We start from the raw sequence: 23,722 nt of genomic DNA, 5'->3' as shown, positions 1-23,722 counted from the left end.
ATCTTTCAACTCTTTTAAAATTATCCCACTGGTCAGAAGTCGTAAACCAACTGTAATCCCTAATACTCCTAGACCCAATAAGTCTCCCATTCGTGCCACAGCGAACAAAATAGCAAAAGGTACTGCCTTAATTAATATAGTTGCGATAAATGGCCCGGAACGTGCTAAATATGTATTCTGGTCCCAATAAATTTGATGAGTCCACCATTGTCGCCAATTTTTCAAGTCCACAACCACATCAATAATATAAGGTAAAAGCACCATTTTTTTCCCAGAAGTCCAAACCCTGCGCCCTAATTCGTAGTCTTCTACAAGATAATCTGCGAGACTCTCTAAACCACCAAGTTCTTGTAGTGTATTTCTACTTATGGCTATGGAAGGTCCCAAACAAGCATTGGATGCTCCCGTAACTGCTGCAAATATAACGCTAGGAATAAAGTCTGCATTCATGGTTAATAGTTCCATCTTCTCAAACCATCGGTAGGCACTTTTGGCTTTAAAGAGAGTACAGACACATCCCACATCTGGATGGGATAGAGGAGCTATGATATTTTTGATGTAGTCTGGTTTGAGATTTGTGTCACTGTCGCTGATAATAATGATATCGTGGTGTGCCTCAGCTATGGCACCAAGTAAATTATTGACTTTACCATTAGCTCCCGCTTCAATATTGCTAGTGACAACAAAAATCTTTTGAATGTCTACTTCTGCTTGAATATCCTTAAGAATAGGGAGGGCTAAATCTTCAGGGTCTTGAACTGAATAAATTACCTGATACTCAGGCCAATCTTGAATAGAAATGGTACGCAGGTTTGACTTGAGGTCTTTTTCAATACCTCGTACTGGTTTAAGTACAGTGACAGGTGGGTTAAATTTTTCTGTGGCATTTATGTCTAGGGTGGTTTTCCTCAAAAATTGTCTAGTAGTCCATACACTGAGGATTGAATATACAGACCCACCGACTATCGGTATCAGGCAAATTATTTGAAGCACCTCTACGGGAGTTAACATTAATTGATTTTTGTTTTATTTTTTTCAATTCAAGTATAGTTATGTGGTGATAATTTAGCAACAATAGCGATCGCTCTCAATTTGCTCTAGTCTCGAAAAAAGACAAGAATAGTAGCATGAAACTTTCCGATAATATCATGTTAGGTTAAACAGTTATAAATAATTTGGCGTTGCACAGTGACGAATGATTTTATATTTTTGATGAACAAGATTTTGGATTTGATAATTGCTAGAATGATTAATTAATGGTTTTTTTTAGTCAAAGTCTAAACTAATTTTTGGCAATATCATTCCATAATGTGCAACCCCAATAATTTTTAGAGATAATGAGAAGAGGGATAAAATATATGAGCGTGTTTTTCTCATATTGCTAATCACAGAAAAGAGAAAATAGGAACATTGTATGCAAAGTCCGTACAAAGTAAGGGGAAAGAATTGGTGAATAAGAGTGCAATAATTGATTTGATTTTTTATTATTTGATAAACACTATCTAATCATATTTATCAGCAATTATCTGAAAATGATAGTAAGTATTTCCTGTGGAATGCTGCGCAAACAGCCGTCAGCTAGCCTCCTATGGTCGGAACTGCGTTATCAGCCAGCCTCCTCCGGAGGAACTACGTTAACAGCTATTGCTTTTAGTTTTAGATCAAAGCTTTACTAATTGAGTCAGAATTTATACTTATTACAAAAGCTGGCTGAAACAGTCTATATTCATTTAAACCCTCTCATAAGAGCTGAATGCTTATAAATGATATAAGTACAAGTTTCAAATTTTGTTATTGATTTTTTTTGTTTTAACTTCTTCTATTTTTTTCAAAATACAAATACAATCACCCCTATATTCTGCTATTTTTGGGAATTGCTATAAACATAAATTCAGAAGTTTAAGAACTTAGAGAATTTAAGATAATTCTCAGCAAGAATGCAATACAAACCGCAAGAATTAGCAATACAAAAAAATATTTAGCTCTTATTATCTAAATTAAGCTCTCATCCGAAATTTAACGGAGAGATAAATAATTGTATTTGGAAAAAATAATGAATATAAATAGTAAGACTTGGCTAAATATTCGTGGAGCGATCGCCACAGCAATAGCAGTAACTTCTACCTTTGCTATGACATCTACAGCAACAGCAGCAAGATTAAAAGTTACAGTAGAAAATGTTGCTCCCACTAATGGTTTCTTTTTCTCTCCATTATGGGTAGGTTTTCACGATGGCAACTTCGACATTTTTGACTTAAACCAACCAGCACCCGCATATCTCGAAGCATTAGCAGAAGATGCTAATACAGGACCGATCACCACTGCTTTTGCTAATAGTGGCGCAGGGGATACTCAAGCTACAATATTAGGACCAACAGGCCCATTTCAGGTACTTACTGCTGGCGATCGCGCTTCTATGACATTTACTCTAGATGGTAGTCTAGCTAGCAGTCGCTATTTCAGTTACGGAGCAATGGGTTTACCAAGTAACGATGCTTTTATTGCTAATGAAAACCCACTAGGGATAAAAATTTTTGATGAAGATGGCAACTTCTTGGGTGCTGATTTTATTGTTACTGGCGATCGAGTTTGGGATGCAGGTACAGAAGTCAATGACGAAATTCCAGGCAATACTGCAGCTCTCGCTCAAGCAGCTCCTAACACAGGTGTTGATGAAAATGGAGTTGTTACCTTCCACCCTGGTTTTCTCGAAGGTGGTAATATTCTAGCAGCAGCACCTAATGGTGATTTCACCGCTCCAGGTTATCAGATCGCACGGATAACTATTGAATCAGTACCCGAACCGACAACTACTTTAGGATTATTTGCTTTTGGTGGGTTATTATTATTGGGAAATTTGTTCCATAAATCGTAACTGCCCAGGTAGGAATTCCAAATCTCAAAAAGTTTGCTATATATCTTTGTAATGGGGAGATGGGGAGTAGGGGAGATGGGGAGTAGGGGAGATGGGGAGTAGGGGAGATGGGGAGTAGGGGAGATGGGGAGTAGGGGAGATGGGGAGTAGGGGAGATGGGGAGATAGGGAGATGGTAATCAAATATAGCATTACTATTCAGAAATGGTAAACATTTAGCGGCCATTTTGCCCGCACCACAAGAGTTTTAATAGTAAAACTTGTGCATCATTTGTCCGAAATACTGTAATTGCCATTAGGGAAAAAATCTGGTAATACCATTTTGAAAAAATAATTTGTTCGAATAATAAGCATGAGAAAAAGATTTTACCGAATTATTAATAATTAATAATTAAATAATTCGCGCCTTGAAGCCGACCCTTTTAAGGGGAAAAAAAGCGGTCGAGGGATGGCTCCGAAACCTGCGCCATATCCATGAGACCAAGACAGCGGTCGTTTGCTTTTGCTTCGCAAAACTGGCGTAACGCAACGCTGACGCGAAACGCGACAGCGGAACGGAGTTCTCTCTTCGGAGCTTCCCGCAGGGTGGGATGGCTCCGAAACCTGCGCTGTCCGACCATCGACCAAGAAAAGAAATAATATCTCCTGATATTCAATTCCGTAACGGTTAAAACCCGAGGTAATTATCAATTATCAATTATCCATTATCCATTAATGAAAGGAGGTCTCCCTTTGACAAAAAATAGAATTTCCTAGCTCAAAACTGGTATTGAAGCTATTCATTATGACTCGGTCCTCCTGACGTCCCCTCTACGGTCAGGGTTGGGGGTGGGTTGACTCCTTACGAAATAGCCTAACTATTTGTAGCAAACATTCATAAAATTGGTATAATATTCAAGGATGAGTCCAGAAGAGAAAGAGCAAAAAATAGAGAGCAAGAAAATCAAGCCCTGCGTGAACGGATAGCAGAACTAGAGAGATGTTTGGGAATAAATAGAAAAACCAGTTCATGCGCCACCAGCTAGCAACGGACTCAAAAAGTAAAATCAAATACGGACAAAAAGTTTAAGACAAAAAGGAAAGCGTATATCAGGACGACAAAACTGAAAAGGATTTTAGATTTTGCCAAATTTAGGTTTCATATCATGTCCGGTAGTATCGTTTGTGTATAAAATTAACTCACAATTGGAATAAATCCTTTCCTAGGTCATGCTACGCAAACAGCATAGCTGCCCTCAGCATAGCTGCCTTCCTTCTACCAAAGTATAAATATTCAGGCGGACATGATATCTAGCTTGATTCAGCAACGCCTTTTTCTTAGTCACCTCAAACCACAAATCAAATTTTTAATTATTTTCATTTTCTAAAGCACATAAAATTTTCCCGAGATTTATCGGGTTGCATTAGGAAAAAAATTATGATAGTATGTAATTATTGGGTGTAACTTGCCTATTTGCATGACTTTTTATTCAACCAAAGACAAAAACTCAAGATAACTTTGAGACCCTTGACCAAGGACAAAAACAACAAGGAAATGATGTCAAATACAATCTATAATTAAAATAACCCAAATAAATCTTATAGATTGAAAATGCTACCAGTTGACCAAGCAGAGTCAATCATCTTAAACCTAGTACAACCCTTAGATACCCAAAGGGATGTAGAAAAAGTAGACCTATTAAGCGCATCGGGGCGCATATTAGCCACCCCAGTGACCAGTAAGCTTGATTTTCCCCACTGGGATAATTCAGCAATGGACGGCTATGCAGTAAAGTTTACAGATGTCAAAAACTGTAGTCCAGAAAATCCAATACCCTTGGCAATCATAGAAGAAATTCCAGCCGGGTATCAACCCCAGTCGCACATTCAGACTGGGCAAACAGCTCGTATTTTTACAGGTGCTGTTATGCCGCTAGGAGCAGATACCGTAGTCATGCAAGAAGTGACCCAACGAAAAGACAATAACGTACTCATCTTAGAATCTCCTAAAAATCAACAAGAATTTGTACGATATCGTGGTTCATTTTATACTGCAGGTACTCCCTTACTCAGCCCAGGAATTATCTTAGGTGCTTCTGAAATAGCAGTTTTAGCAGCACTTCAATGTCCAAAAATAACAGTATATCGCCGACCTAGAGTCGGAATATTATCCACTGGCAACGAATTAGTGACACCAGACCAACCCCTGCAACCAGGTCAGTTAGTAGACTCAAATCAATATGCTTTAGCAGTAGCAGTAGCACAGACAGGAGCAGAAATAATACGACTCGGTATTGTCCCAGATGAACGAGAAATATTGAAAAAAACTATTGCTGGGGCAATAACAACTACAGATTTTTTACTTTCCACTGGTGGAGTATCAGTAGGAGACTATGATTATATAGAAGATATTCTCACAGAATTAGGAGCAGAAATTCATATTCATTCTGTGGCAGTTAAACCTGGAAAACCATTAACTGTTGCTAAATTTTCTGATACTCAATGTGTATATTTCGGTTTACCAGGAAACCCCGTTTCAGCATTAGTTAGTTTTTGGCGGTTTGTACAACCAGCGCTGAAAAAATTGGCAGGAGTTCAGGAAGCAGCATGGAGACCTGAATTTGTAACAGCGCGATCGCTTCAAGATTTACACTCCAACGGTAAACGAGAAACTTATCTATGGGGTCAGCTAAATTTAGGAAGTAATGGCTATGAATTTCAACTTGCTGGAGGTAGTCACAACTCTGGAAATTTAATTAACTTAGCTGGTAGTACAGGTTTAGCAGTTGTACCATTGAATGAAACTTTGATAGCTATAGGTGAGTCAGTAAAAGTGTTGAAAATAAGTTGATGGTCATCAACATCAGGAAAATTAAAAGGTAATTATGGAACAGTTAACAACCAATCAACAACAGCAAGTACGAATTTTAATTGTAGATGATGACCCAATGATGCAACTTGGGTTAGAGCAAGTTTTGGGTGATTATCCCAATATTGAAATAGTAGGTTTAGCAGACAATGGTAAGTTGGGTGTGGCAGCAGCGATCGAAAAGAAACCAAATTTAGTAGTTATGGATATTGCCATGCCAGAACTTGATGGTATTGCAGCTACTCAGCAAATTAAGGAAAAACTCCCAGATACACGAGTTGTTGTACTGACATCTCACGATAGTCAGCAAGAAGTTATGGGTGCATTATCTAGTGGCGCAGATGCTTATTGTGTAAAGGGGGCGAATGTAGAAAGATTGATGTCTGCTATTACTGCTGCTATGGATGGTGCGACTTATCTAGATCCACAGGTGGGGCGAATGGTGATTCAGCATTTGCAACCAGCATCGCCAGCACTGCCAGAAAATTCAGCTAATTTGTCATCTAGAGAATTAGATGTTTTAAAATTGTTGGTAGAGGGTAAGACTAATACTGAAATTGCTAAAGACCTTTTTTTGAGCCCGAATACTATTAAAACTCATGTTAAAGGTATTATGAATAAACTAGCAGTTGACGATCGAGTTAAAGCAGCTGTTGTTGCTTTGAGAACGGGTTTGGTGTGAATTTGACTGTAATTAATTTACAAAATAAATAAATTTTTATCTATGAGTTTTATTTAACTAGAGGTAGAGGAAAAAATGAAATATCACGCATTTATATCTTTTTTAGAAATTTGTTGGGTGGGGACTACTCTTTGCATTTTTAGTAGGCAAGTTGGAATTTTGCGCAGACAAGTTAGAAAGAGGAAAAATGTAGTCGTAAATTATCAAGTTGTAACAAGAAACAGTAGATAAAAATATATCAGTAATTACCCATACTCAAATCTATGAATTTACCTCCCGTGAAGTTAAACAATTATCTTTTCGTTTAGATGGTTTATTCTTACCGACTGACAATAACCCCAATAAATATTTTTATCTCGTTGAAGTCCAATTTCAACCTGACGATCTTCTCTGTTACTGTCTCTTTGCCTAATTATTTCTCTTTCAGGACTTACGCAAAATATCAAATCATATCATGTCCCCTTGAATACTTATACTTTGGTGGAAGGAAGGCAGAGGTCAGAGGGTAGCTATGCTGTTTGCATAGCATGACCTAGGAAAGGGTTTCTTCCAATTGTGAATTAATTCTATACACGCTCCGATGCTACCGGACATTATATCATACACTATCCGTAGAGGGTAACGGCCGTTCACCCCTACTATAATATGGTAGTTCTGCGTAAGTCCTGTCTTTTGACTACAATATCAACTGCCCAACTAGATTCGGCAAGGGGTCTCCCGTTATAATCTCTGATTTAACGGGAGAGAACTTCACTTCTTGGTACATAGTAGTTATCTATCCCATTCGTTCAGGTTTAACCTTAGAAATTATTGCTGAATATTTAGACTTATCTTGAGAGGAGGTTCAAAGATTAGCAAAACAAACTGAAAAAAGGGTGTTGCATAATTGCAGGATGATAATCAAATTTGCACGCATCTAAAAATGTTGATAGAGCGAAACAAATTTTTTGACACATATCAAAATCATCCCATGATGATGCAACGCCGAAAAAAGAGATTGAATGTTTTGGCAACTTAATTAACATAATCAAAGCTCAATAACTTCAAATCAAAGAAAAGGAAGTAGAAAAATAATGTGTGTAACTTGTGGTTGTTCCGATGATAGTAAAACTACTATTACTAATTCTCAAACTGGGGAAAAAACAGCAATAAATAATCATTATTCCCATACTCATACTCTGCCAGATGGTACTGTAATTACTCACACCCATTCTCATACTAATACTCACGAACATCCCACCTCTCCCCAGGAAAATAATCATCAGCATCAAAAGTCTGAAGTTCATGCCAAAATGCACGGCACTACTATTAGTTTAGAACAGAAGATTTTACATAAAAATGACATTTTGGCTGCTCAAAACCGAGGTTGGTTTAAAGGTCGAAATATTTTAGCTTTAAATTTAGTTAGTTCTCCTGGTTCTGGCAAAACTACTTTATTAGCTCGGACGATTAACGATTTAAAATCCGAGTTAACATTTAGCGTTATTGAAGGCGACCAAGAAACTATTAATGATGCGGAAAAAATTCGTCAAACTGGTTGTAATGTAGTGCAAATTAATACAGGTAAAGGTTGTCACTTGGAAGCTTCAATGATAGAGAAAGGTTATACAGAATTAAACCCTCCTTTAAATTCAGTTTTGATGATTGAAAATGTAGGGAATTTAGTTTGCCCGGCATTGTTTGATTTGGGTGAAAATTTTAAGGTAGCGATTCTATCAGTTACTGAGGGAGAAGATAAACCGATTAAATATCCCTATATGTTTCGGGAAAGTCAGGTAATGATTATGACAAAAATTGATTTATTGCCTTATTTACAATTTGACGTTAATCGTTGTATTGAATATGCAAAACAGATAAATTCTCAGATGAAGATATTTCAGGTTTCTTCTACCAGTGGGGAAGGTTTAAATGATTGGTACAAGTGGTTGAAAAATCAAATTATTTCTTAGAAAAAATAAGGAAAGGAAACAGAGGAAAAGGAAGACGAAGACTTGCTCATCAGAGTTATGACTCGGTGTATTTCTTGCTCCTCTCAGGCTTTGGCTGTAAATTATTTACGTTTTCGTAAATTTTATGAAATGGTACTTAAAAAAAATGATGTGAAGTTATTAGAGGGAATTATTTCTCAAATTCCCCAGATTTCCTCAACAGATATTAATAAATCAAATTTCAGAAAAAGGGAGAAAATTGAAAAGCGATTAAATAGAAACGTAACTCTCCCTGATGAATACTAACATAAATAGACTGCAAAAATTTCGGACTGATACCTACAATTTACTAGGGTTTGCCCAGGATTCCACTTATGATTTAATGGATGCAGTTCTAACTACTACTTTAAAAGACCGTGGTTATCATTATTGGCAAAAGCCTCAGAAAAACTTAAGCCCTGGAAGGGTTGCACAATCAATGTTCAGACTTTTAGTCGAGATTGGAACCCCTGCTAAAACTCCCAAACCCCGTGGAAAATCCACTGGTTGGAAAACAGGTAAACTCAGAAGTAAAAGAACCCGTTATCCTGTAGTAAAAAAACGAAAAAGTTCCCCCAAAAAAGCCAAAAATCTGAAAACCTAGACTCAATTTTTGGTTAATTTACCTTCTTTTTTCACCCAAAATAATCTTGGGAAATTTTGTCGTAGTCTAAACTCCAGCGGGAAGCAAAAGCCGAAAAATCACTCTTACTATTGTTTTGGCCACTGACTCTGTAATTCCCATTTCTTTTACCTCCTAACTACTCCCTACTCCCTTTTTCGCCTCCTGGGAGGGGTTAGGGGTGGGTCCCTACTCCCTACAAAGAGCAAAAAGACTTTCCATAAGCAAACCCTAATTACCTTCCTGTGTGTTCACTTGTCAGTCTCTGCTAGGAGTCTCACTTATTTGGTAGTTAAAGCTTTGACTCCATTTAAACCAGCTTCGGGGATTGATGTTCAGTCGCTACCCCGTGGTCTATGCTTTCTACCCAACAACAAGGCGGTGGAATTTCACCACTAAGGACATAAAAGTTTTCACAGGTCGTTAACAAAGTTATCCCGTAGGGTGTTGAGCCAAGAGCGTTTTCTGTTTGTTATTAACAGGACTTACGCAAATTTACCTTGAAAACACCATATGTAGGGGCGAATGGCATTTGTGTTCCGCAAAGTTCCGAATGGCACCGTCACTCGATTTGGTGTCCGTGCGTAAGTCCTGATTAAGTTTGAGCTTGGTTGTGATGGATTTCATCATAAAAATTCGGTAAGTGGGAAACCACCGTCTTTTAAGCGGTGGATGGAAACGACGGGCGCGGGTTTTAACCCGTAGTCAAAAAAATGTGTTATTATTAATTAATAACTTAAAAGGTAGACTCAATGGCCTTTTGGCCGGAGAGAGTAGTGGCAATTGGCACCGCCTAGTAGGGGCGATTCGCGAATCGCCCCTACTGCTGCTGTATACGTACTACGGTACGGTACTGGCAATGTGGTTGTTTGCCTAACGGCATACTTCGTAAACGAGCAATGTGAAAATCGTGGTTTTAACCCGATCTTGCAGCTCCTAGTCACGAATCCACGCGACTAAAGTCGCGTGGAGTGTCAAATACGCCTATTGGCCACCTGTCTAAATAGGGTTTGCTGATTAATTATCAAAGCATTGCCAAATAGAAGCTTGAGCATTTTTTTGGTCGAAAAAAGTTCAATCTTTTAGGTGGCTGTTGTTCAAAAAGGAGCGCATTTTCAGGAAACAAGGGCGAAAAAATTAAGGGGCAATTCTTTCTTCTACCTCCTCTATAGTTCCCCGTTCCTCCTGTCTCCAGTATAGCTGTCTCCTACCCTCACCCATAAGACTTTTTCAGCAAGCCCTAAATAGAGGCGCTTTTTAACGCATTATATCATTATTCTTTGATTAAGTCAATGCTCTCCTTTACTGAGACGACCCATATAATTTTGTAAATCCTTTGCTACTTGAGCGGATAAAAAATAGCCCCCCAAGATATTAGGAAAAGCCATCGAAATCAGAGTTGCGTCACTAAAATCAATTACTGAAGAAGGGTTTGATACTGAACCAACAAAAGCAGCAACCAAAAACAAGATTTTGTAAATAATCAACCCTCTACCACCAGATAAATAATCCCAACAACGTTCGCCGTAGTAACTCCAAGAAATCATTGTGGAAAAGGCAAAACAGAAAACAGCGATCGCCAATAAAATGGGAAACCATGCCAAAACAGTACCAAAAGCAGCCGAAGTTAACTCTGCACCTTTCTTAGCTTCACGCAAAGCAGCAAATTCATCTGCACTATATACCTTAGTAATTACAATTACCAAAGCGGTCATATTACAGACCACAATAGTATCAATAAATGGCTCCAACAATGCTACTAAACCCTCACGAATAGGTTCATCAGTTTTGGCCGCAGAGTGAGCGATCGCTGCCGAACCTACTCCAGCTTCATTAGAAAAAGCTGAACGCTGAAACCCTTGAATAATCACGCCAATAATACCACCCTCTACTGCCTTAGGAACAAAAGCACCAGAGATAATAGTAGCGATCGCCCCAGGAATTTCTGTAATATTAACCAAAAGAATAAATAAGGAAGCCAAAACATATAGCAAACACATCAAAGGTACAAGAGTACCTGCCACCATACCAATGCGTTGAATTCCACCAATAATTACTAATCCAACTAAAACTACCAGCACCAAACCATAAACCCAACTAGGCAAACCTGGTAATACATTAGCAACTGCACCGTAAGACTGATTGGCCTGGAACATATTAGCGCCACCGAAAGCAGCAGAAATACACAACACAGAAAATAGCACAGCTAAAATCTTGCCTAAAGTTCCCTGTCCGATTTCTGCTAAACCTGCCGACAAATAACGCATTGGGCCACCAGAAATAGTACCGTCTGGTTGAACAATGCGATATTTTTGAGCCAAAGTACATTCCACAAATTTACTGGTCATGCCAAAAAAACCAGCAATTGTCATCCAGAATGCAGCACCAGGGCCACCGATACTCACAGCTACAGCTACACCTGCGATATTACCCAATCCTACTGTTCCGGACAATGCTGTTGCTAAAGCCTGAAAGTGAGAAACTTCTCCTTGGTCATTGGGGTCGTCATATTTTCCACGCACGATATCAATGGCGTGTTTAAAGGCTCGAATATTAATAAATTGCATTCGGATGGTGAAAAATATTGCACCAACAATTAACCATAAAACTATGAAGGGAAAGCCGCCGATTTTAAAGAAAAGAATACTAAATATTACACCTACGAAACTTGAAAAGGTTTGATCGATGGTATCAATAAAAGTCTGTCCTGTTTCAGGTTCTTGGGCTAAGGCAACAGTTGGTATTAATAGAAATAGGAGTATATATAGCCAAGTTTGTCTTTTCATATTTCAACTTTACTTACTAATCATTTTTGTTGATTTAGACACTTATAACATGAAATTACAAATGTTTCAGGTATATAGCGGTCTGATTTTAGTTGTACATAAAAATATCTTGAAATTGGGAAATAGGGAATAATTAATAATTAATTATTAATTATTACCTCTCCTTGAAAAGAAGAGGATTGACACGGTAGGAAAAATTTTTTCTTTTCTCTTTATCGATGGTCGGCCAGGGAGGATATCTCACCAGGAAGTTCCGAAGATCGACCCCTTTTCTCCTTTAAAGGAGAGGCTTTAAACCTTAATTATTCGGTAAGAGATTTTTTTGAGGAACAAGACTAGGAAAAATGATTGATTTTGTGAATTTTACACCTCTATTGTTATTCGATAAAATGGTTAAATAAAATGCTTATTTATTTTTAATATAATATATATTAATACTACATATAAGTAGGCAAGCTTTAATTAAAGGCAAAATAGAGAAGTAGTAAAAATTAACGCTCACATCTATATATTCCAGTTAGATTATAAATTAATTTCATAAAGTCAGAATACCAAGAAATATTGAATTTTAGTCATACTCTAAATGTTCTATTCTATGACAAATTACTAATTGTAAAATTACACTTAATTTCTTTGTTAATTATTTACATCAGATTTAGTAGAACAACAATAATTATAATCAATCTGATACAAATTTTAGTCAAATTGAGTACAAAAAGAACAAATTTATTGATTTTATATTGAATTTTTAGGGGTGCATCTCATATTTGCAAAAATATTTTTTTCTTATTCCCTATTCCTTGTTCCCTAAAAGCTATAAATTTTTGGCTTTATTCAGGCATTGAGATGCACCCATTTTTAGCCTTAAATACTGTCTTTCAAACATAAAAAAAATGACGGGAGGAAGTTAGCCAGCTAGTTTTAACGGCTAGTTGAATAACGACACGCGGGTAACAAAGCGGCGTTACTTTCCGGTTTGGTTTTCAATAGTGCTATTATATCTACAGGAAATGATGATTAATGTACGGATGTCGTGCGACTCGTTGGTTAGCCAAAAACTGCTAAAAAGCAAAGTATATCTAACCTTCCAGGTCATAACATGAAGTAAAACTTCGCCCTGTGAAAACTCTTATCTCCTTAGTGGTGAAATTCCACTTGCCCTGTTGTTGGGTTGACAGCATAGGCCACATTAGGGAGACTGAACATCAAAACTGATGAAGCTGGTCTAAACGCGGGAAAATACCAGTTACCAAGGAACGATACCGCTAGCAGAGGCTGACAAGTGAACAAACAGGAAGGTAATTAAGCTCTCGTTATACATGACCACCCCAAAGGTAGCTATGGAGTGTAGGACGAAAGTCAGAGGATCAATGGGTATAGGTATGTCATCGCTTATATCAACAGCCATACAGAACCCTCCGGGAGATTTTACCTCACTAAATCAGCCGCAATAAAGGGATAAGGGAACGAGGAAACCTCTTTAAGACACCTAAGAATATAGGTCGAGAACGAAGGTGCGCCATTCAAGGTCAATCTGCACTCATGTTGCAGGTCTTAGAGAGAGATCGTTCAGCAACAGGTCAATTAATCAATGCTGATACGAATGGAGCAGCCAATATTTTAAGAAAAGTATCGACACAGCTAGAAATTAATCTAGCCAAGGTCTGTAGGGGAGTCTTGATGCTCCCACAGCGATATAAGTTGGATAATCTAACTCAAAAATATCGTAAGCAGTGCATTGCGTGGCAATAGCGCCCGTATAAGCACATCCGCTTAGAATCCAGGCTGTTTTAACGCTTGGAGACATCAATACTGTGGTAAAATCTAATTAATTTTATGGTTAAGATTTACTAGCAAATTATGTGGCAACACGCAATTATCACGGGTGGTTCTAGTGGTATAGGTAAGGAAATAGCTAAACTACTTGCTACGGAAGGAAGCAATATATCAATTATTGCTCGTAACCCGAAAAAACTGGAGGTAGCAAGAGCGGAAATAACTGCTACTATCCTTAACTCAGAACAAAAAATTATTACTATCCCCACAGATGTTGCGCACCAGGAAGCAACGGAAACTGCCATCCATCAAGCAGTCAAAGAAATAGGTATGCCAGATTTGTTGATTACTGCTGCGGGTATTTCTCACCCTGGTTATTTTCGAGAATTGCCAATAGAAATTTTTGAGCAGACCATGGCAATTAATTATTTTGGTTCTCTCTATTGCGTGCGGGCAGTTTTACCAATGATGGAACAAGAAAAAAAAGGGCATATTGTGATGATTTCTTCTGGTGCTGGTTTGATTGGAATTTATGGTTATACTCCTTATTGCCCTAGTAAATTTGCTATTAGAGGTTTGGCAGAGTCTCTGCGTGGAGAGTTGAAATTGTCTGGAATTTCTGTTTCTGTAGTTTATCCGCCAGATACAGATACGCCACAGTTGGAGGAAGAGAATAAAACTAAGCCTTTGGAAACTAAACGTATTACTGCAACTTCTGGAGTCTGGAGTGCTGAAGATATGGCTGTTGAAATTCTGCGGGGAATGAAGAAGAAAACTTTCGCGATCGCTCCTGGTTTGGAAATGACTTTGCTGGATAAACTTCATAGTTTATTGGCGCCAATAATTCAGTGGTATATGGATTTAATTGTGATTCAAACTTTAGGTAGGGAGTAGGGGTTCAACAATGAATAATGAATAATGAATAATGAATAATGAATAATTACATCTCCTTGAAAAGAAGAGAAATTTTTCCTTAATTATTCGGTAAAGAATGGACAATTTATGTCCAACAGTGGGGCAAAAAAGTTGATATTAGTTAAGCTTATATTTTTTGTCAAATATATTTGGAATTTAAACTGAATTTTCCAAAAAAAGTTCAAATGAGCTATTTAGAGGTAAAAATAGGCTGTTATAGCACAGCAAAACGTAGTTATTGCGCTTTTTCGGCCATTTGTTAAAAGCATTGATATGTAAGGAATACATCAGTATTGATTTGAAGGAAATTTTGGTGTATTTTTGAGGTAAGTAATTCGCTCTGCGTAGGTGCTTATTAAAATGAAAAATAAAGATAATAAGAAAAAGTGAGTGGGAGTGCGATCGCGAAGCGGAACGGAACGGAGTTCTATCGTGTTAGCGTTTACCGGAGCTATACGTCAGCAAAACATAGTTTGATAGCATAGTGTTCAGTGGAGCTATGGGTACAGCAAAACCTAGTGTTATCCTGCTTTCAAGCGTGAGGTACACCCGTCGCGGGCAAGATGCCCGCACTACAATATTTTCATCTGCCTGAAATATATTGAAATCCTTAAATTGATTTCAGATAGACTGACTCTACCGTTCTACTAAACTTATCCAAACTTACCCAAAATAATATCTTGAGCTTTGGAGCTAGCTTCCTGTTTCACAGAAGACCACTGACCGTAGTCTGTAACTTATCTTCTCCACAGGCTTAAAATCGCTTGGAACTCAAGCTACTGATGTATATAATTTTCCAAATTGACGGCAGCATTAAAGTCTCTGTCTGCTGAGAAACCACAGTTTCGACATTCGTAAGTTCTCTTATGTAATGGCATTTTTTGTTGATGCCCACAATGAGAACACAATTGAGAACTTGGATAAAATCTATCTGCTATTACTAACTTTGAAGCGTACCACTCACACTTGTATGTAAGCTGACGCTTAAATTCATAAAAGCCGCAATCTGCTATTGCACTTGCTAGTTTGTGGTTTTTGAGCATACCACTCACATTCAAATCCTCAATTACAATGGTGCTGTGGTTTTTAGCTAACCATGTCGTGAGTTTATGGAGTGTGTCTGCTCTAATATCAGCTACCTTCTTGTGAACTTTTGCTAGTTTTTTTACTGCTTTGGCTCTGTTTTTGGAACCAGGATCTTTTTTGTTGACACGGCGTTGATAACGAGTTAGTCGTTTTTTTGCTTGCTTATAGGGTTTGACGTTAGCAAATTGGCTTCCATCACTGCAAGTTGCTAGAGAATTTATACCAACATCTACACCGATAATATCTCGTCCTTTTGCAGTAGGGTTTGTTTGATAGTCATATTTAAAACTGATGTACCAATGATCTGCTCTTTTTGATATTGTGACATTTTTTACTGGTACAGTGGGTAAGATTTCATAAGTTTTTACTATTCCTATTCTTGGTAGTTTTATGTAGTTTCCTTGAATAATTTTAATACTTCCTTCTAGATAGAAACTGTCTTTTTTCCCTTTTTTCTTAAATTTAGGGAATCCAAATTTAGGGATAGTTAAAAAGTTTTTAAATGCCCTTTCTAAGTCTCTTAATGCTTGTTGTGGGGCACATTTAGATACCTCATAGTACCAAGGATTAATTGATTTAACTTCAGCTACTAAACGCTTATGCAAACTGATAGCACTAGGGCGTTTCTTGGTTGATTCGTACTCATAAATGCAAGTAGCTAATCCCCAGTTATATGCATGACGAGCCACTCCAGCGTGTCTAGCCAGCAGTGTTTTTTGTTTGTTATTGACTTTGAGTTTAGTCTTTATTGATTTCATTTTAAGTAGTCAGCTGCTTCTTTTATTTGTTGGTACTCCCAGGAATTCTGCTGCTTCAGGTATTGTTAATAAGTTAGATATAAATTTAGTATATCACAGTAAATGTTTAACTATATTCAACTTTATATAATTATTTCAATACTGAAGAACTTAATTATGACAAAATTAATTAGAATTCATCCCATTCCAGAACCAATTCAGATGGCGAGTAAGAAGGGTTTGAAATTTTGGCGATATTTTTACCTTATACAGGATATTGTACCACAACTGCGATACAATTCTAAGTTAGACAGCTCACAACTGATAATTTTCCTATCTTGTCTAGGAGTTTGGAAATGGAAATAGAAATTGGTCTGATATTTTCTACCGCTAAAATCGCATTATCTATAGCTGCACTAACGGGAATAATTGGATTCTGTTGATGCAAAGATAGATCGGTTGTCTCAGGCTGATTTATCTGCTGCATTACGTTCCCTTGAACAGGCAAGTATTTCTGAGCAAGAGAAAGATAGTTTGCTCCGAGAGGCTCGCTCTAGTTTCAATAGAGCAATAGGATTAGAGAAAAACTTCCGTAAAGCAGTTGCTTATCTTGGTCTTTCTCTAGTTCACTACCACTTAAAAGATAATACGAATCATCAACAAGCACTTGAGAAACTCCTACTTGAAGCACCAAATGTGAGCGTAACTCAACTTGGTATGGCAGAAGCACTGGTCTCCAGCCTTAATCATCGTATATTTGTATCCAACCAAGTCTTATGTTTGTTATCAAAGAATCGTCGTATCCAACATCGTAAACGCATTATGGAAACTGTAGTCGAAAACAGTGATGATATTAGAGGTTTTGTGGAAATTCAACTTGCAGTTTCTACATACATTCGTAAACCAGTTAAATGGATGATTGATATGGAAAATGGAAACTGTTGAGCCGAAGTTCCTTAGTGTTAAGGTCTGACTTAGCCTCGCTTTACCTTATAGATCCCAAATGGGTTCTATTTAAAAATATAGGGGGGGAGTGTGGGGAGGTAGTGAATCTGGAAGTAAATTTCAACCTTTTTCCCCTATTCTATTTCTCTAGCTCCCGATCCCTGTAAATTGCCCTACCAACGCCTCCCCTAGCTGACTCCTTTGCCAAAAACCCGTACCGCGGGCAAAGATACCAAATAGCTTCTATATGCACATGAACAATATCCACTACCAGTTATAGAATGCCTGCGGACGTTTGGTCAGGATATGCTGACAACACAGGAAACAGCTAAAACAGGGCAAACGACTGCCCCTATAATTCACACCACGGCAAAACCTGTAAATTGTCGAACATAAGGCGCTCGAAACCCCAAAACAATATCTGATGAGGGTACTCCCAATTCTACCAATTGATGAGCTAATCCTATTTCGGTAAAATCACGCTGAATCCAAATTTTTCCATCCTTAATATCAATATGAATTGGACATCCATACATTCGCTCTTCATCACGCCATCCCACATACAACAATAAATAGCGATCGCGTTCTAAGTCGAAAATTATTTCAGTGGTTTCCATATCTTCCTCAGAATGTTCGTGAGCGTGTTGATTGATAATTTTCTGAACTAATTCACGATAATCTAGTTTTTCCATAATATTATCTCCTCCTTTTTAATATGAAAGACTAACAGTTTTATTTGATATCTTTCTAGCACAGCTTGTACAAATGAATCTGAAAAAAAATCTTGATAAATATCTGTAGGTACAGCCAGATAAAGCACTCGTTCTGAAGCAAATTTTTCTAATGCTACGCGATAGTTAAGAAATTGACCTACAGCTAGATGGAATTCAGAAACTACAGACCTGCCAACAAAGCTTTTTATTTCTACTGCTATCTTTTGAGTAGCCTTTTCAGCCACAATAAACTTTTCTGCCTCCAGGTCTATATTAATCTTAAATTGTTGAGTTAACTTAATAAATAGAGGATCATTAGTAATTGTCCATCCATCTTTTTCTAAAGCAGTTCGGACTGTATCGTGAAAGATATCTTTTGCTGACATAATTAAAGTTATTTTTGAATTAGGGTTTGCTTATGGAAAGTATGAGTGGTAGGGGTAGGAGACAGGAGACAGGAGACAGGAGACAGGAGAAAAAGGAATGAGCGAGGAGGTAGGAGTAAGAATTTTCCCAAGATTTTTCTGCCCAACTATGCACCTAAAATACTAACTTTTTGAGCGCGAATAGCTGAAAACCAGGCACTTTTTAAAGGCCAAAAAAAGGCTATAACCTTTATCTGTAAATACTTTTAGATTTAATCAGCAAGCCCTAATTATTTTCAATTTTCTTATAACTTTCTCTATAATTAATTATCCGAAATAGATATTAGTTGTCTGAGTTCGTTTATTTTTGAGGAAAACTTCAGATCTCCTTTTTGTTGTTCAACTTGAGTTAACTTGAAATTCTCAAAAATTTATTCACGCCTTTCTTCACGAATATATTGCTTTAACAACAAATGGTTCGTTGCCAAAAAGAGGTAGTGTAGATGCTTGCTTGAAATAAATATTTCCGGCTGTGGTCTTAACCCGCAATACACAAGATATACCCCAACTTTTGATACATTCTACGGGAGAAAGTTGTTGATAATTTAATTCTAATAATTGCTCCTCAATCCATTTTTGGGCAGAGTATAACCAAGCTTTTCTAGCCCAAGGTGGACGTAGTTATGGAATTTTACTACTTTCAATTTCTGTTAAATATTCTTGGATAACTGATTTATGTTCTGGTAATTTTAGAGATATATTTTTCAAAGTTTCAAGGTCAACCCAAGAAGCATCTTTTAATTTTTCTAAAAGTTATTTTCCCAAATAATTATTTTCCAGTACATATATAGTTTTAATTTCACACTGAGATTTATCGTCATAATTATGAGCGTAATATAAAATGTTTGCCGAAATTTTAAGTTCTTGTTCTATTACTTTTTGAATAGTTGCAAAATCACTAGGATGTATATCTTCATTTATACAAATATTGGGTAGAAAACAATTATTTTCCTCATCGGATAGCATCAAAATTTTAGCTTCAGTGGGATGGGGTAAAATTGCATAGAAATGAAATTTCCAACGCTGGAAAAATCTGTTGAATATCTGATTGATACTTGACAATAATATTATCATTTTCTAGACTTTATCACATCATACAAACTTTATCAGTTATTATAAGCATTTCCTGCGGAATGCTGCGCAAACAGCTATTAGCAGTCAGCTCTCAGCTCTCATGATAGGGTTTACAGCACTTTTTAGGATAGTGAGGTACAGTTTGAAAATTAATCTTTTTTTTCCCTACTCCCAAATTCCCCTCCTGGGAGGGGTTAGGGGTGGGTTCCTACTCCCTAAAGTCCTAAAATTTTTACCTCATCAACTCCAAAACTGCTGTAAATGAATATAGACTTTAAAGCCAGTTTTTGTAGCAAGTATAAATTAAGTATAAATTTTGACTCAATTATTAAAGCTTTTATCTAAAAATAAAAGCAATAGCTGTTTGGGTAGCATCCCGCAGGGAAGTGCTGATAACGCAGTTCCTCCGACAGGAGGCTAGCTGACGGCTGTTTGCGCAGCATTCCGTAGGAAATGCTTACATTAAAAATCATCATAATTATTATCCATAATGTCTGAAATAACAGAAGAAATTCGAGTTTATGGCACTGTGCAAGGTGTCGGTTTTCGCCCTACTGTCTACCGCATTGCTAAAACATTGGGGTTGCGCGGTGAAGTTAGTAACGACGGACAAGGTGTCTTAATCAAAGTTGTAGGCGATCGCTCAACCATTGACGAATTTATCGAAAAATTACATTCTGAACGCCCTCTCCTGGCAAACATCGAAACCATCACCAGACAACAACTCCCCAACCAAAATTTCGCGGATTTTATCATTGCCCCCAGCACCACCAATACAGTTTGTACCCAAATAGCTCCCGATGCTGCCACCTGCTCGATGTGCAAAAGCGAAATATTCGACCCCATGAGTAGGTGGTATCGCTACCCATTCACCAATTGTACGCACTGCGGACCTCGTCTGAGTATTATCAAAAAATTACCTTACGACCGCCAAAATACTACTATGGCAGATTTTCATCTTTGCCAGGAATGTCAGGAAAACTATTCCGAACCACTTAACCGTCGCTTCCACGCTCAACCTACCGCTTGTCATGTTTGCGGACCGAAAGCTTGGTTAGAAAGAGCGGATGGTAAACCTGTAACTGCTGATATGTTTTCAATGTTGGATGATGTGGATGCGGTCTGTACTCTTATCCAACGGGGTATGATAGTTGCTATTAAAGGGTTAGGGGGTTTTCATCTTGCCTGCGATGCCACTAATGAGGAGACGGTGCAAAAATTACGTCATCGCAAACGCCGTCCGGACAAACCTCTGGCTTTGATGGCGCGAGATATAGAGATAATTTCTAAATATTGTCACATTACTGATGCGGAACAGAAATTATTAGAAAGTGTTGCTGCTCCTATTGTGTTGTTGCAGAAAACTATTGGACAACAGTTAGCACCTAGTGTTGCACCAGGACTTGTGTTGTCACAGAAAACTATTGTACAACAGTTAGCACCTAGTGTTGCACCAGGACAAAATACTCTAGGTTTTATGCTTCCGTATACGCCATTGCATCATTTAGCTTTGCGTCGTTTAAACGTTCCCATAGTATTAACAAGTGCCAATTTTTCTGACGAACCTCAGTGTATTGATAATCAAGAAGCGCGGGAGAAACTATCAGAAATTGCTGATTATTTTTTAATACATAATCGCCCTATTTTTAATCGGGTTGATGATTCGGTGGTGCGAGTTATTAAGGAAGTTCCGCAAGTGTTACGTCGCGCCCGTGGTTATGCCCCAGCACCGATTAATTTACCCCCAGGATTTGCAAATATTTCTCCGATTTTAGCTATGGGAAGTGAGTTGAAAAATACCTTTTGTTTATTGCGTGATGGGCAGGCTATTTTGTCTCAACATATTGGGGATTTGGAAAATAATTTGGCTGCTACAGCTTATGAAAAAACTTTGAATCTTTTTTTAGGTTTATTGGAGGCTGAACCGAATACAATTGTTGTGGATAAACACCCGGAATATTTATCAACAAAATTGGGAAAAGATTTGGCTGTAGCTAATGATTTAAAATTGATTGAAGTGCAGCATCATCATAGTCATATTGCAGCTTGTATGGCAGAAAATGGTTTAGATATTGATTGTAAACCAGTTTTAGGAATTGCTTTGGATGGATTGGGTTATGGAGAGGATGGAAGTATTTGGGGAGGAGAATTTTTATTGGCAGATTATCGCGGGTTTGAACGTTTAGGAACTTTTCAGCCTGTGCCAATGATTGGGGGAGAAAAAGCTATTTATCAACCTTGGCGTAATACTTATGCCCATTTAGTAACTGCTTTTGGTTTAGATTTTCTTAAGGATTACGAAGATTTAGAATTATTTAATTTTTTCCAAACAAAACCTCTGGCCACCATGAATCAAATGATGAAAAAAGGGATTAATTCTCCCCTAGTTTCTTCTTGCGGACGGTTATTTGATGCGGTGGCTGCTGCGATTGGTATTTGTCGAGAATTTTGTAGTTATGAAGGCCAAGCAGCGATAAATTTAGAGGCTTTAGCAACAGAGTATTTATTAAATGATGCTAAAGAAATAGAAGGTTATCAATTTAATATGCTCAAGTTAAGTAAAGATAGTAAATTCCCTCTTACTTATCTGGTGCCACAGCCGATGTGGCAATCCTTACTGATAGAAACAAAACAAAGTGCTTCTCCGGCTCTGATGGCAGCTAAGTTTCATCAAGGATTAGCGATCGCTATTTCTGAGATGGTGGCTGAGTTACATCAGAGTTGTGAGTTTAATCAAGTGGCTTTGAGCGGTGGGGTATTTCAAAATAAGTTGTTGCTTTCTGGAGTGAGCGATCGTCTAATTAAAATGGGGTTGGAAGTTTTGACCCATAGTCAAGTTCCACCTAATGATGGCGGTTTATCTCTGGGCCAGGTTGTTATTGCTGCGGCAGGGAGTAGGGGAGTAGGGGAGTAGGGACTTATAACTGCCCTGATTGTGGGATATCTATAGACCGCGTATGAGATGCAAGTATTAATTTAAGAAATGCGGTCGGCTTGACCGTCAATGCCTGTGGACGGAGTGCTGCCGACAGTTCCGGTAGAAGCAGGAAGTAAACAGTAAAATGTCGCTATGTGACGTTTTATATCGGTTTTATGAAGCAGGTAAAATTAAAATATTGCCTACACTATATTGATGCACTCTCTAGCAACTCAAAAATGGATAAAAAAATTTGTTTTAATTTTAATTAAACGTTGATTAATTTAATAAAAATGTGTTTAGGAATTCCTGGTCAAATTATAGAAATAACTGATTTTGCTAAGAAGTTGGCAACTGTTAGTATTAGTGGGGTGAAACGAGAGGTTAATATTGCTTGTATTGTTGATGAAAAACATCCGGTTGAATCTTGTGTTGGTGACTGGGTATTAGTTCATGTTGGTTTTGCCATGAACCGTTTAGATGAGGAAGAAGCAACAGAAACTTTGAAATTATTACAGGAAGTCGCTGCGGTGATGAATTAAAAGGTAGGTGTTAGATGTAGGTTTGGTTGAGGAAGGAAACCCAACATATTTGGTCTATTATTATGTAGGTTGGGTTGAAGAAAGAAACCCAGCATATCCATTAGACATCTCCGATCATCAAAAATAAAATCAACTATTGCACAGAAATTATTAATTCTTTTCCCCTACTCCCTACTCCCTACTCCCTACTCCCTATGAGTGGAGGAGATGTCTATTATAGATATATATATCTATAATAGACATCTGGTGATAATCAAAAATTAAATCAATTATCGTGCATAAATCATCAATTATTTCCCCCTACTCCCTACTCCCTACTCCCTACTCCCTCTTTTCCGGAGAGGTCTAATATATATATAGCAAAGAACGAGTTGGTGTTTGACATAGACTGATGATGAACTTTAGACAGAGAACTGCTTTTCCGACTGTTCCCTGTTCTCTGCTATAGACATTTGTTTGGTTGCGCTACTGCTTAACCCAACCTACGATATTTTAATTTTATATAGGAGAAAATATATGAAATATGTTAAAGAATTTCGCGACCCCCACAAAGCACAAGGTTTAGTTAAAGAAATTGATAAACTCAGCCAAAAATTAGGATACAGCACCGATCGCCCACTCAAAATAATGGAAGTTTGTGGCGGTCACACTCACTCTATTTTTAAGTATGGCATTGAGGAAGTTTTACCTAATAATATCGAACTAATACATGGCCCTGGATGTCCGGTTTGTGTAATGCCCAGGGGTAGATTAGATGATGCGATCGCTCTGGCGGAAAAACCCAGTGTTATTTTTACGACTTTCGGCGATGCG

At 37.7% G+C, this 23,722-nt stretch carries 19 protein-coding genes and 2 pseudogenes; 15 read left to right on the top strand and 6 right to left on the bottom strand.

Translation table 11 applies throughout. From position 1 onward, the window contains the following. Positions 1–1,011: ceramide glucosyltransferase (locus F6K15_RS27855; RefSeq protein ID WP_293067278.1), on the bottom strand; the 1,011-nt coding region annotated here is incomplete at its 3' end. 1,042 nt (positions 1,012–2,053) lie between these two features. Between F6K15_RS27855 and F6K15_RS27850 the strand changes: the two genes are divergently transcribed. The 8 genes and pseudogenes from F6K15_RS27850 (at position 2,054) to F6K15_RS27815 (ending at position 9,870) form a co-directional block, all read left to right on the top strand. Continuing rightward, positions 2,054–2,875 carry a spondin domain-containing protein gene (locus tag F6K15_RS27850; RefSeq protein WP_293067275.1) on the top strand — a complete coding sequence of 274 codons (822 nt, stop codon included), beginning with the start codon at positions 2,054–2,056 and terminating at the stop codon, positions 2,873–2,875. Between the two features lie 1,590 nt (positions 2,876–4,465). Further along, a complete protein-coding gene (gene glp, locus F6K15_RS27845; protein WP_293067272.1) occupies positions 4,466–5,704 on the top strand; it encodes a gephyrin-like molybdotransferase Glp in 1,239 nt (412 codons plus the stop codon). A 34-nt stretch (positions 5,705–5,738) separates the two neighbouring features. Further along, positions 5,739–6,404 (top strand): response regulator transcription factor, encoded by a 666-nt coding sequence (locus F6K15_RS27840; protein ID WP_293067270.1) that lies wholly within the window; start codon positions 5,739–5,741, stop codon positions 6,402–6,404. A gap of 235 nt (positions 6,405–6,639) precedes the next feature. Next, positions 6,640–6,813, top strand: a pseudogene (locus tag F6K15_RS27835) (DUF2887 domain-containing protein); the annotation flags it as partial. Positions 6,814–7,477: 664 nt separating this feature from the next. Continuing rightward, a complete protein-coding gene (hypB, locus tag F6K15_RS27830) occupies positions 7,478–8,353 on the top strand; it encodes a hydrogenase nickel incorporation protein HypB (protein ID WP_293067267.1) in 876 nt (291 codons plus the stop codon). 57 nt (positions 8,354–8,410) lie between these two features. Next, positions 8,411–8,638 carry a hypothetical protein gene (locus F6K15_RS27825; RefSeq protein ID WP_293067264.1) on the top strand — a complete coding sequence of 76 codons (228 nt, stop codon included), beginning with the start codon at positions 8,411–8,413 and terminating at the stop codon, positions 8,636–8,638. Continuing rightward, positions 8,628–8,975 (top strand): hypothetical protein, encoded by a 348-nt coding sequence (locus F6K15_RS27820; protein WP_293067261.1) that lies wholly within the window; start codon positions 8,628–8,630, stop codon positions 8,973–8,975. Before F6K15_RS27825 ends, F6K15_RS27820 begins: the two co-directional genes overlap by 11 nt. A gap of 661 nt (positions 8,976–9,636) precedes the next feature. Continuing rightward, complete coding sequence (locus tag F6K15_RS27815) at positions 9,637–9,870, top strand: hypothetical protein (protein ID WP_293067258.1); 234 nt, start codon at positions 9,637–9,639, stop codon at positions 9,868–9,870. Positions 9,871–10,282: 412 nt separating this feature from the next. Here the strand turns inward: F6K15_RS27815 and F6K15_RS27810 are convergent, their stop codons facing one another. After that, positions 10,283–11,779 (bottom strand): sodium:alanine symporter family protein, encoded by a 1,497-nt coding sequence (locus tag F6K15_RS27810; RefSeq protein WP_293067255.1) that lies wholly within the window; start codon positions 11,777–11,779, stop codon positions 10,283–10,285. A gap of 1,542 nt (positions 11,780–13,321) precedes the next feature. Here F6K15_RS27810 and F6K15_RS27805 point away from each other — a divergent pair. Both F6K15_RS27805 and F6K15_RS27800 read left to right on the top strand, forming a co-directional pair. Then, entirely contained in the window at positions 13,322–13,531 is a 210-nt protein-coding gene (locus tag F6K15_RS27805; RefSeq protein WP_363268858.1) for a hypothetical protein, read from the top strand. Between the two features lie 108 nt (positions 13,532–13,639). After that, a complete protein-coding gene (locus F6K15_RS27800; RefSeq protein ID WP_293067253.1) occupies positions 13,640–14,449 on the top strand; it encodes an SDR family oxidoreductase in 810 nt (269 codons plus the stop codon). Between the two features lie 797 nt (positions 14,450–15,246). On the opposite strand, the gene F6K15_RS27795 is transcribed toward F6K15_RS27800, so the two are convergent. Further along, positions 15,247–16,314: an RNA-guided endonuclease TnpB family protein gene (locus F6K15_RS27795; RefSeq protein WP_293067250.1), complete on the bottom strand. Its 1,068-nt coding sequence runs from the start codon at positions 16,312–16,314 to the stop codon at positions 15,247–15,249. A 156-nt stretch (positions 16,315–16,470) separates the two neighbouring features. Here F6K15_RS27795 and F6K15_RS27790 point away from each other — a divergent pair, with 156 nt between their 5' ends. Together F6K15_RS27790 and F6K15_RS27785 are read left to right on the top strand one after the other, a co-directional pair. Further along, the gene (locus F6K15_RS27790; protein WP_293067247.1) at positions 16,471–16,659 is read left to right on the top strand and encodes a hypothetical protein; all 189 of its coding nucleotides are present in this window, start codon (positions 16,471–16,473) and stop codon (positions 16,657–16,659) included. Positions 16,660–16,722: 63 nt separating this feature from the next. Then, positions 16,723–17,238 carry a hypothetical protein gene (locus tag F6K15_RS27785; RefSeq protein WP_293067245.1) on the top strand — a complete coding sequence of 172 codons (516 nt, stop codon included), beginning with the start codon at positions 16,723–16,725 and terminating at the stop codon, positions 17,236–17,238. 359 nt (positions 17,239–17,597) lie between these two features. On the opposite strand, the gene F6K15_RS27780 is transcribed toward F6K15_RS27785, so the two are convergent. From F6K15_RS27780 to F6K15_RS27770, 3 genes are all read right to left on the bottom strand, one after another. After that, the gene (locus tag F6K15_RS27780) at positions 17,598–17,930 is read right to left on the bottom strand and encodes a XisI protein (RefSeq protein ID WP_293067242.1); all 333 of its coding nucleotides are present in this window, start codon (positions 17,928–17,930) and stop codon (positions 17,598–17,600) included. Then, a complete protein-coding gene (locus tag F6K15_RS27775; RefSeq protein WP_293067239.1) occupies positions 17,918–18,337 on the bottom strand; it encodes a XisH family protein in 420 nt (139 codons plus the stop codon). Before F6K15_RS27775 ends, F6K15_RS27780 begins: the two co-directional genes overlap by 13 nt. A gap of 792 nt (positions 18,338–19,129) precedes the next feature. Beyond that, positions 19,130–19,438: a hypothetical protein gene (locus tag F6K15_RS27770; RefSeq protein WP_293067236.1), complete on the bottom strand. Its 309-nt coding sequence runs from the start codon at positions 19,436–19,438 to the stop codon at positions 19,130–19,132. A 502-nt stretch (positions 19,439–19,940) separates the two neighbouring features. On the opposite strand from F6K15_RS27770, the gene hypF reads away from it, so the two are divergent. From hypF to F6K15_RS27755, 3 genes and pseudogenes are all read left to right on the top strand, one after another. Next, positions 19,941–22,364 (top strand): carbamoyltransferase HypF, encoded by a 2,424-nt coding sequence (hypF, locus tag F6K15_RS27765; protein WP_293067233.1) that lies wholly within the window; start codon positions 19,941–19,943, stop codon positions 22,362–22,364. A 296-nt stretch (positions 22,365–22,660) separates the two neighbouring features. Continuing rightward, entirely contained in the window at positions 22,661–22,909 is a 249-nt protein-coding gene (locus F6K15_RS27760; protein WP_293067230.1) for a HypC/HybG/HupF family hydrogenase formation chaperone, read from the top strand. Positions 22,910–23,425: 516 nt separating this feature from the next. Continuing rightward, positions 23,426–23,722 (top strand): annotated as a pseudogene (locus tag F6K15_RS27755) (hydrogenase formation protein HypD); the annotation flags it as partial.

The organism is Okeania sp. SIO2B3 (assembly GCF_010672525.1).
In the GTDB taxonomy this organism is placed as follows: Bacteria; Cyanobacteriota; Cyanobacteriia; order Cyanobacteriales; family Microcoleaceae; genus Okeania.
Note: the sequence above shows the minus strand (reverse complement) of the source record. Positions and strands in the feature narration are given on the sequence as shown.

Bases quoted from the DNA above. Each gene is read 5' to 3' on its own strand.
- F6K15_RS27850 (WP_293067275.1), top strand. From the start codon at position 2,054: ATGAATATAAATAGTAAGACTTGGCTAAATATTCGTGGAGCGATCGCC.
- glp (WP_293067272.1), top strand. From the start codon at position 4,466: ATGCTACCAGTTGACCAAGCAGAGTCAATCATCTTAAACCTAGTACAA.
- F6K15_RS27840 (WP_293067270.1), top strand. From the start codon at position 5,739: ATGGAACAGTTAACAACCAATCAACAACAGCAAGTACGAATTTTAATT.
- hypB (WP_293067267.1), top strand. From the start codon at position 7,478: ATGTGTGTAACTTGTGGTTGTTCCGATGATAGTAAAACTACTATTACT.
- F6K15_RS27825 (WP_293067264.1), top strand. From the start codon at position 8,411: ATGACTCGGTGTATTTCTTGCTCCTCTCAGGCTTTGGCTGTAAATTAT.
- F6K15_RS27820 (WP_293067261.1), top strand. From the start codon at position 8,628: ATGAATACTAACATAAATAGACTGCAAAAATTTCGGACTGATACCTAC.
- F6K15_RS27810 (WP_293067255.1), bottom strand. From the start codon at position 11,779: ATGAAAAGACAAACTTGGCTATATATACTCCTATTTCTATTAATACCA.
- F6K15_RS27805 (WP_363268858.1), top strand. From the start codon at position 13,322: ATGTTGCAGGTCTTAGAGAGAGATCGTTCAGCAACAGGTCAATTAATC.
- F6K15_RS27800 (WP_293067253.1), top strand. From the start codon at position 13,640: ATGTGGCAACACGCAATTATCACGGGTGGTTCTAGTGGTATAGGTAAG.
- F6K15_RS27795 (WP_293067250.1), bottom strand. From the start codon at position 16,314: ATGAAATCAATAAAGACTAAACTCAAAGTCAATAACAAACAAAAAACA.
- F6K15_RS27790 (WP_293067247.1), top strand. From the start codon at position 16,471: ATGACAAAATTAATTAGAATTCATCCCATTCCAGAACCAATTCAGATG.
- F6K15_RS27780 (WP_293067242.1), bottom strand. From the start codon at position 17,930: ATGGAAAAACTAGATTATCGTGAATTAGTTCAGAAAATTATCAATCAA.
- F6K15_RS27775 (WP_293067239.1), bottom strand. From the start codon at position 18,337: ATGTCAGCAAAAGATATCTTTCACGATACAGTCCGAACTGCTTTAGAA.
- hypF (WP_293067233.1), top strand. From the start codon at position 19,941: ATGTCTGAAATAACAGAAGAAATTCGAGTTTATGGCACTGTGCAAGGT.
- F6K15_RS27760 (WP_293067230.1), top strand. From the start codon at position 22,661: ATGTGTTTAGGAATTCCTGGTCAAATTATAGAAATAACTGATTTTGCT.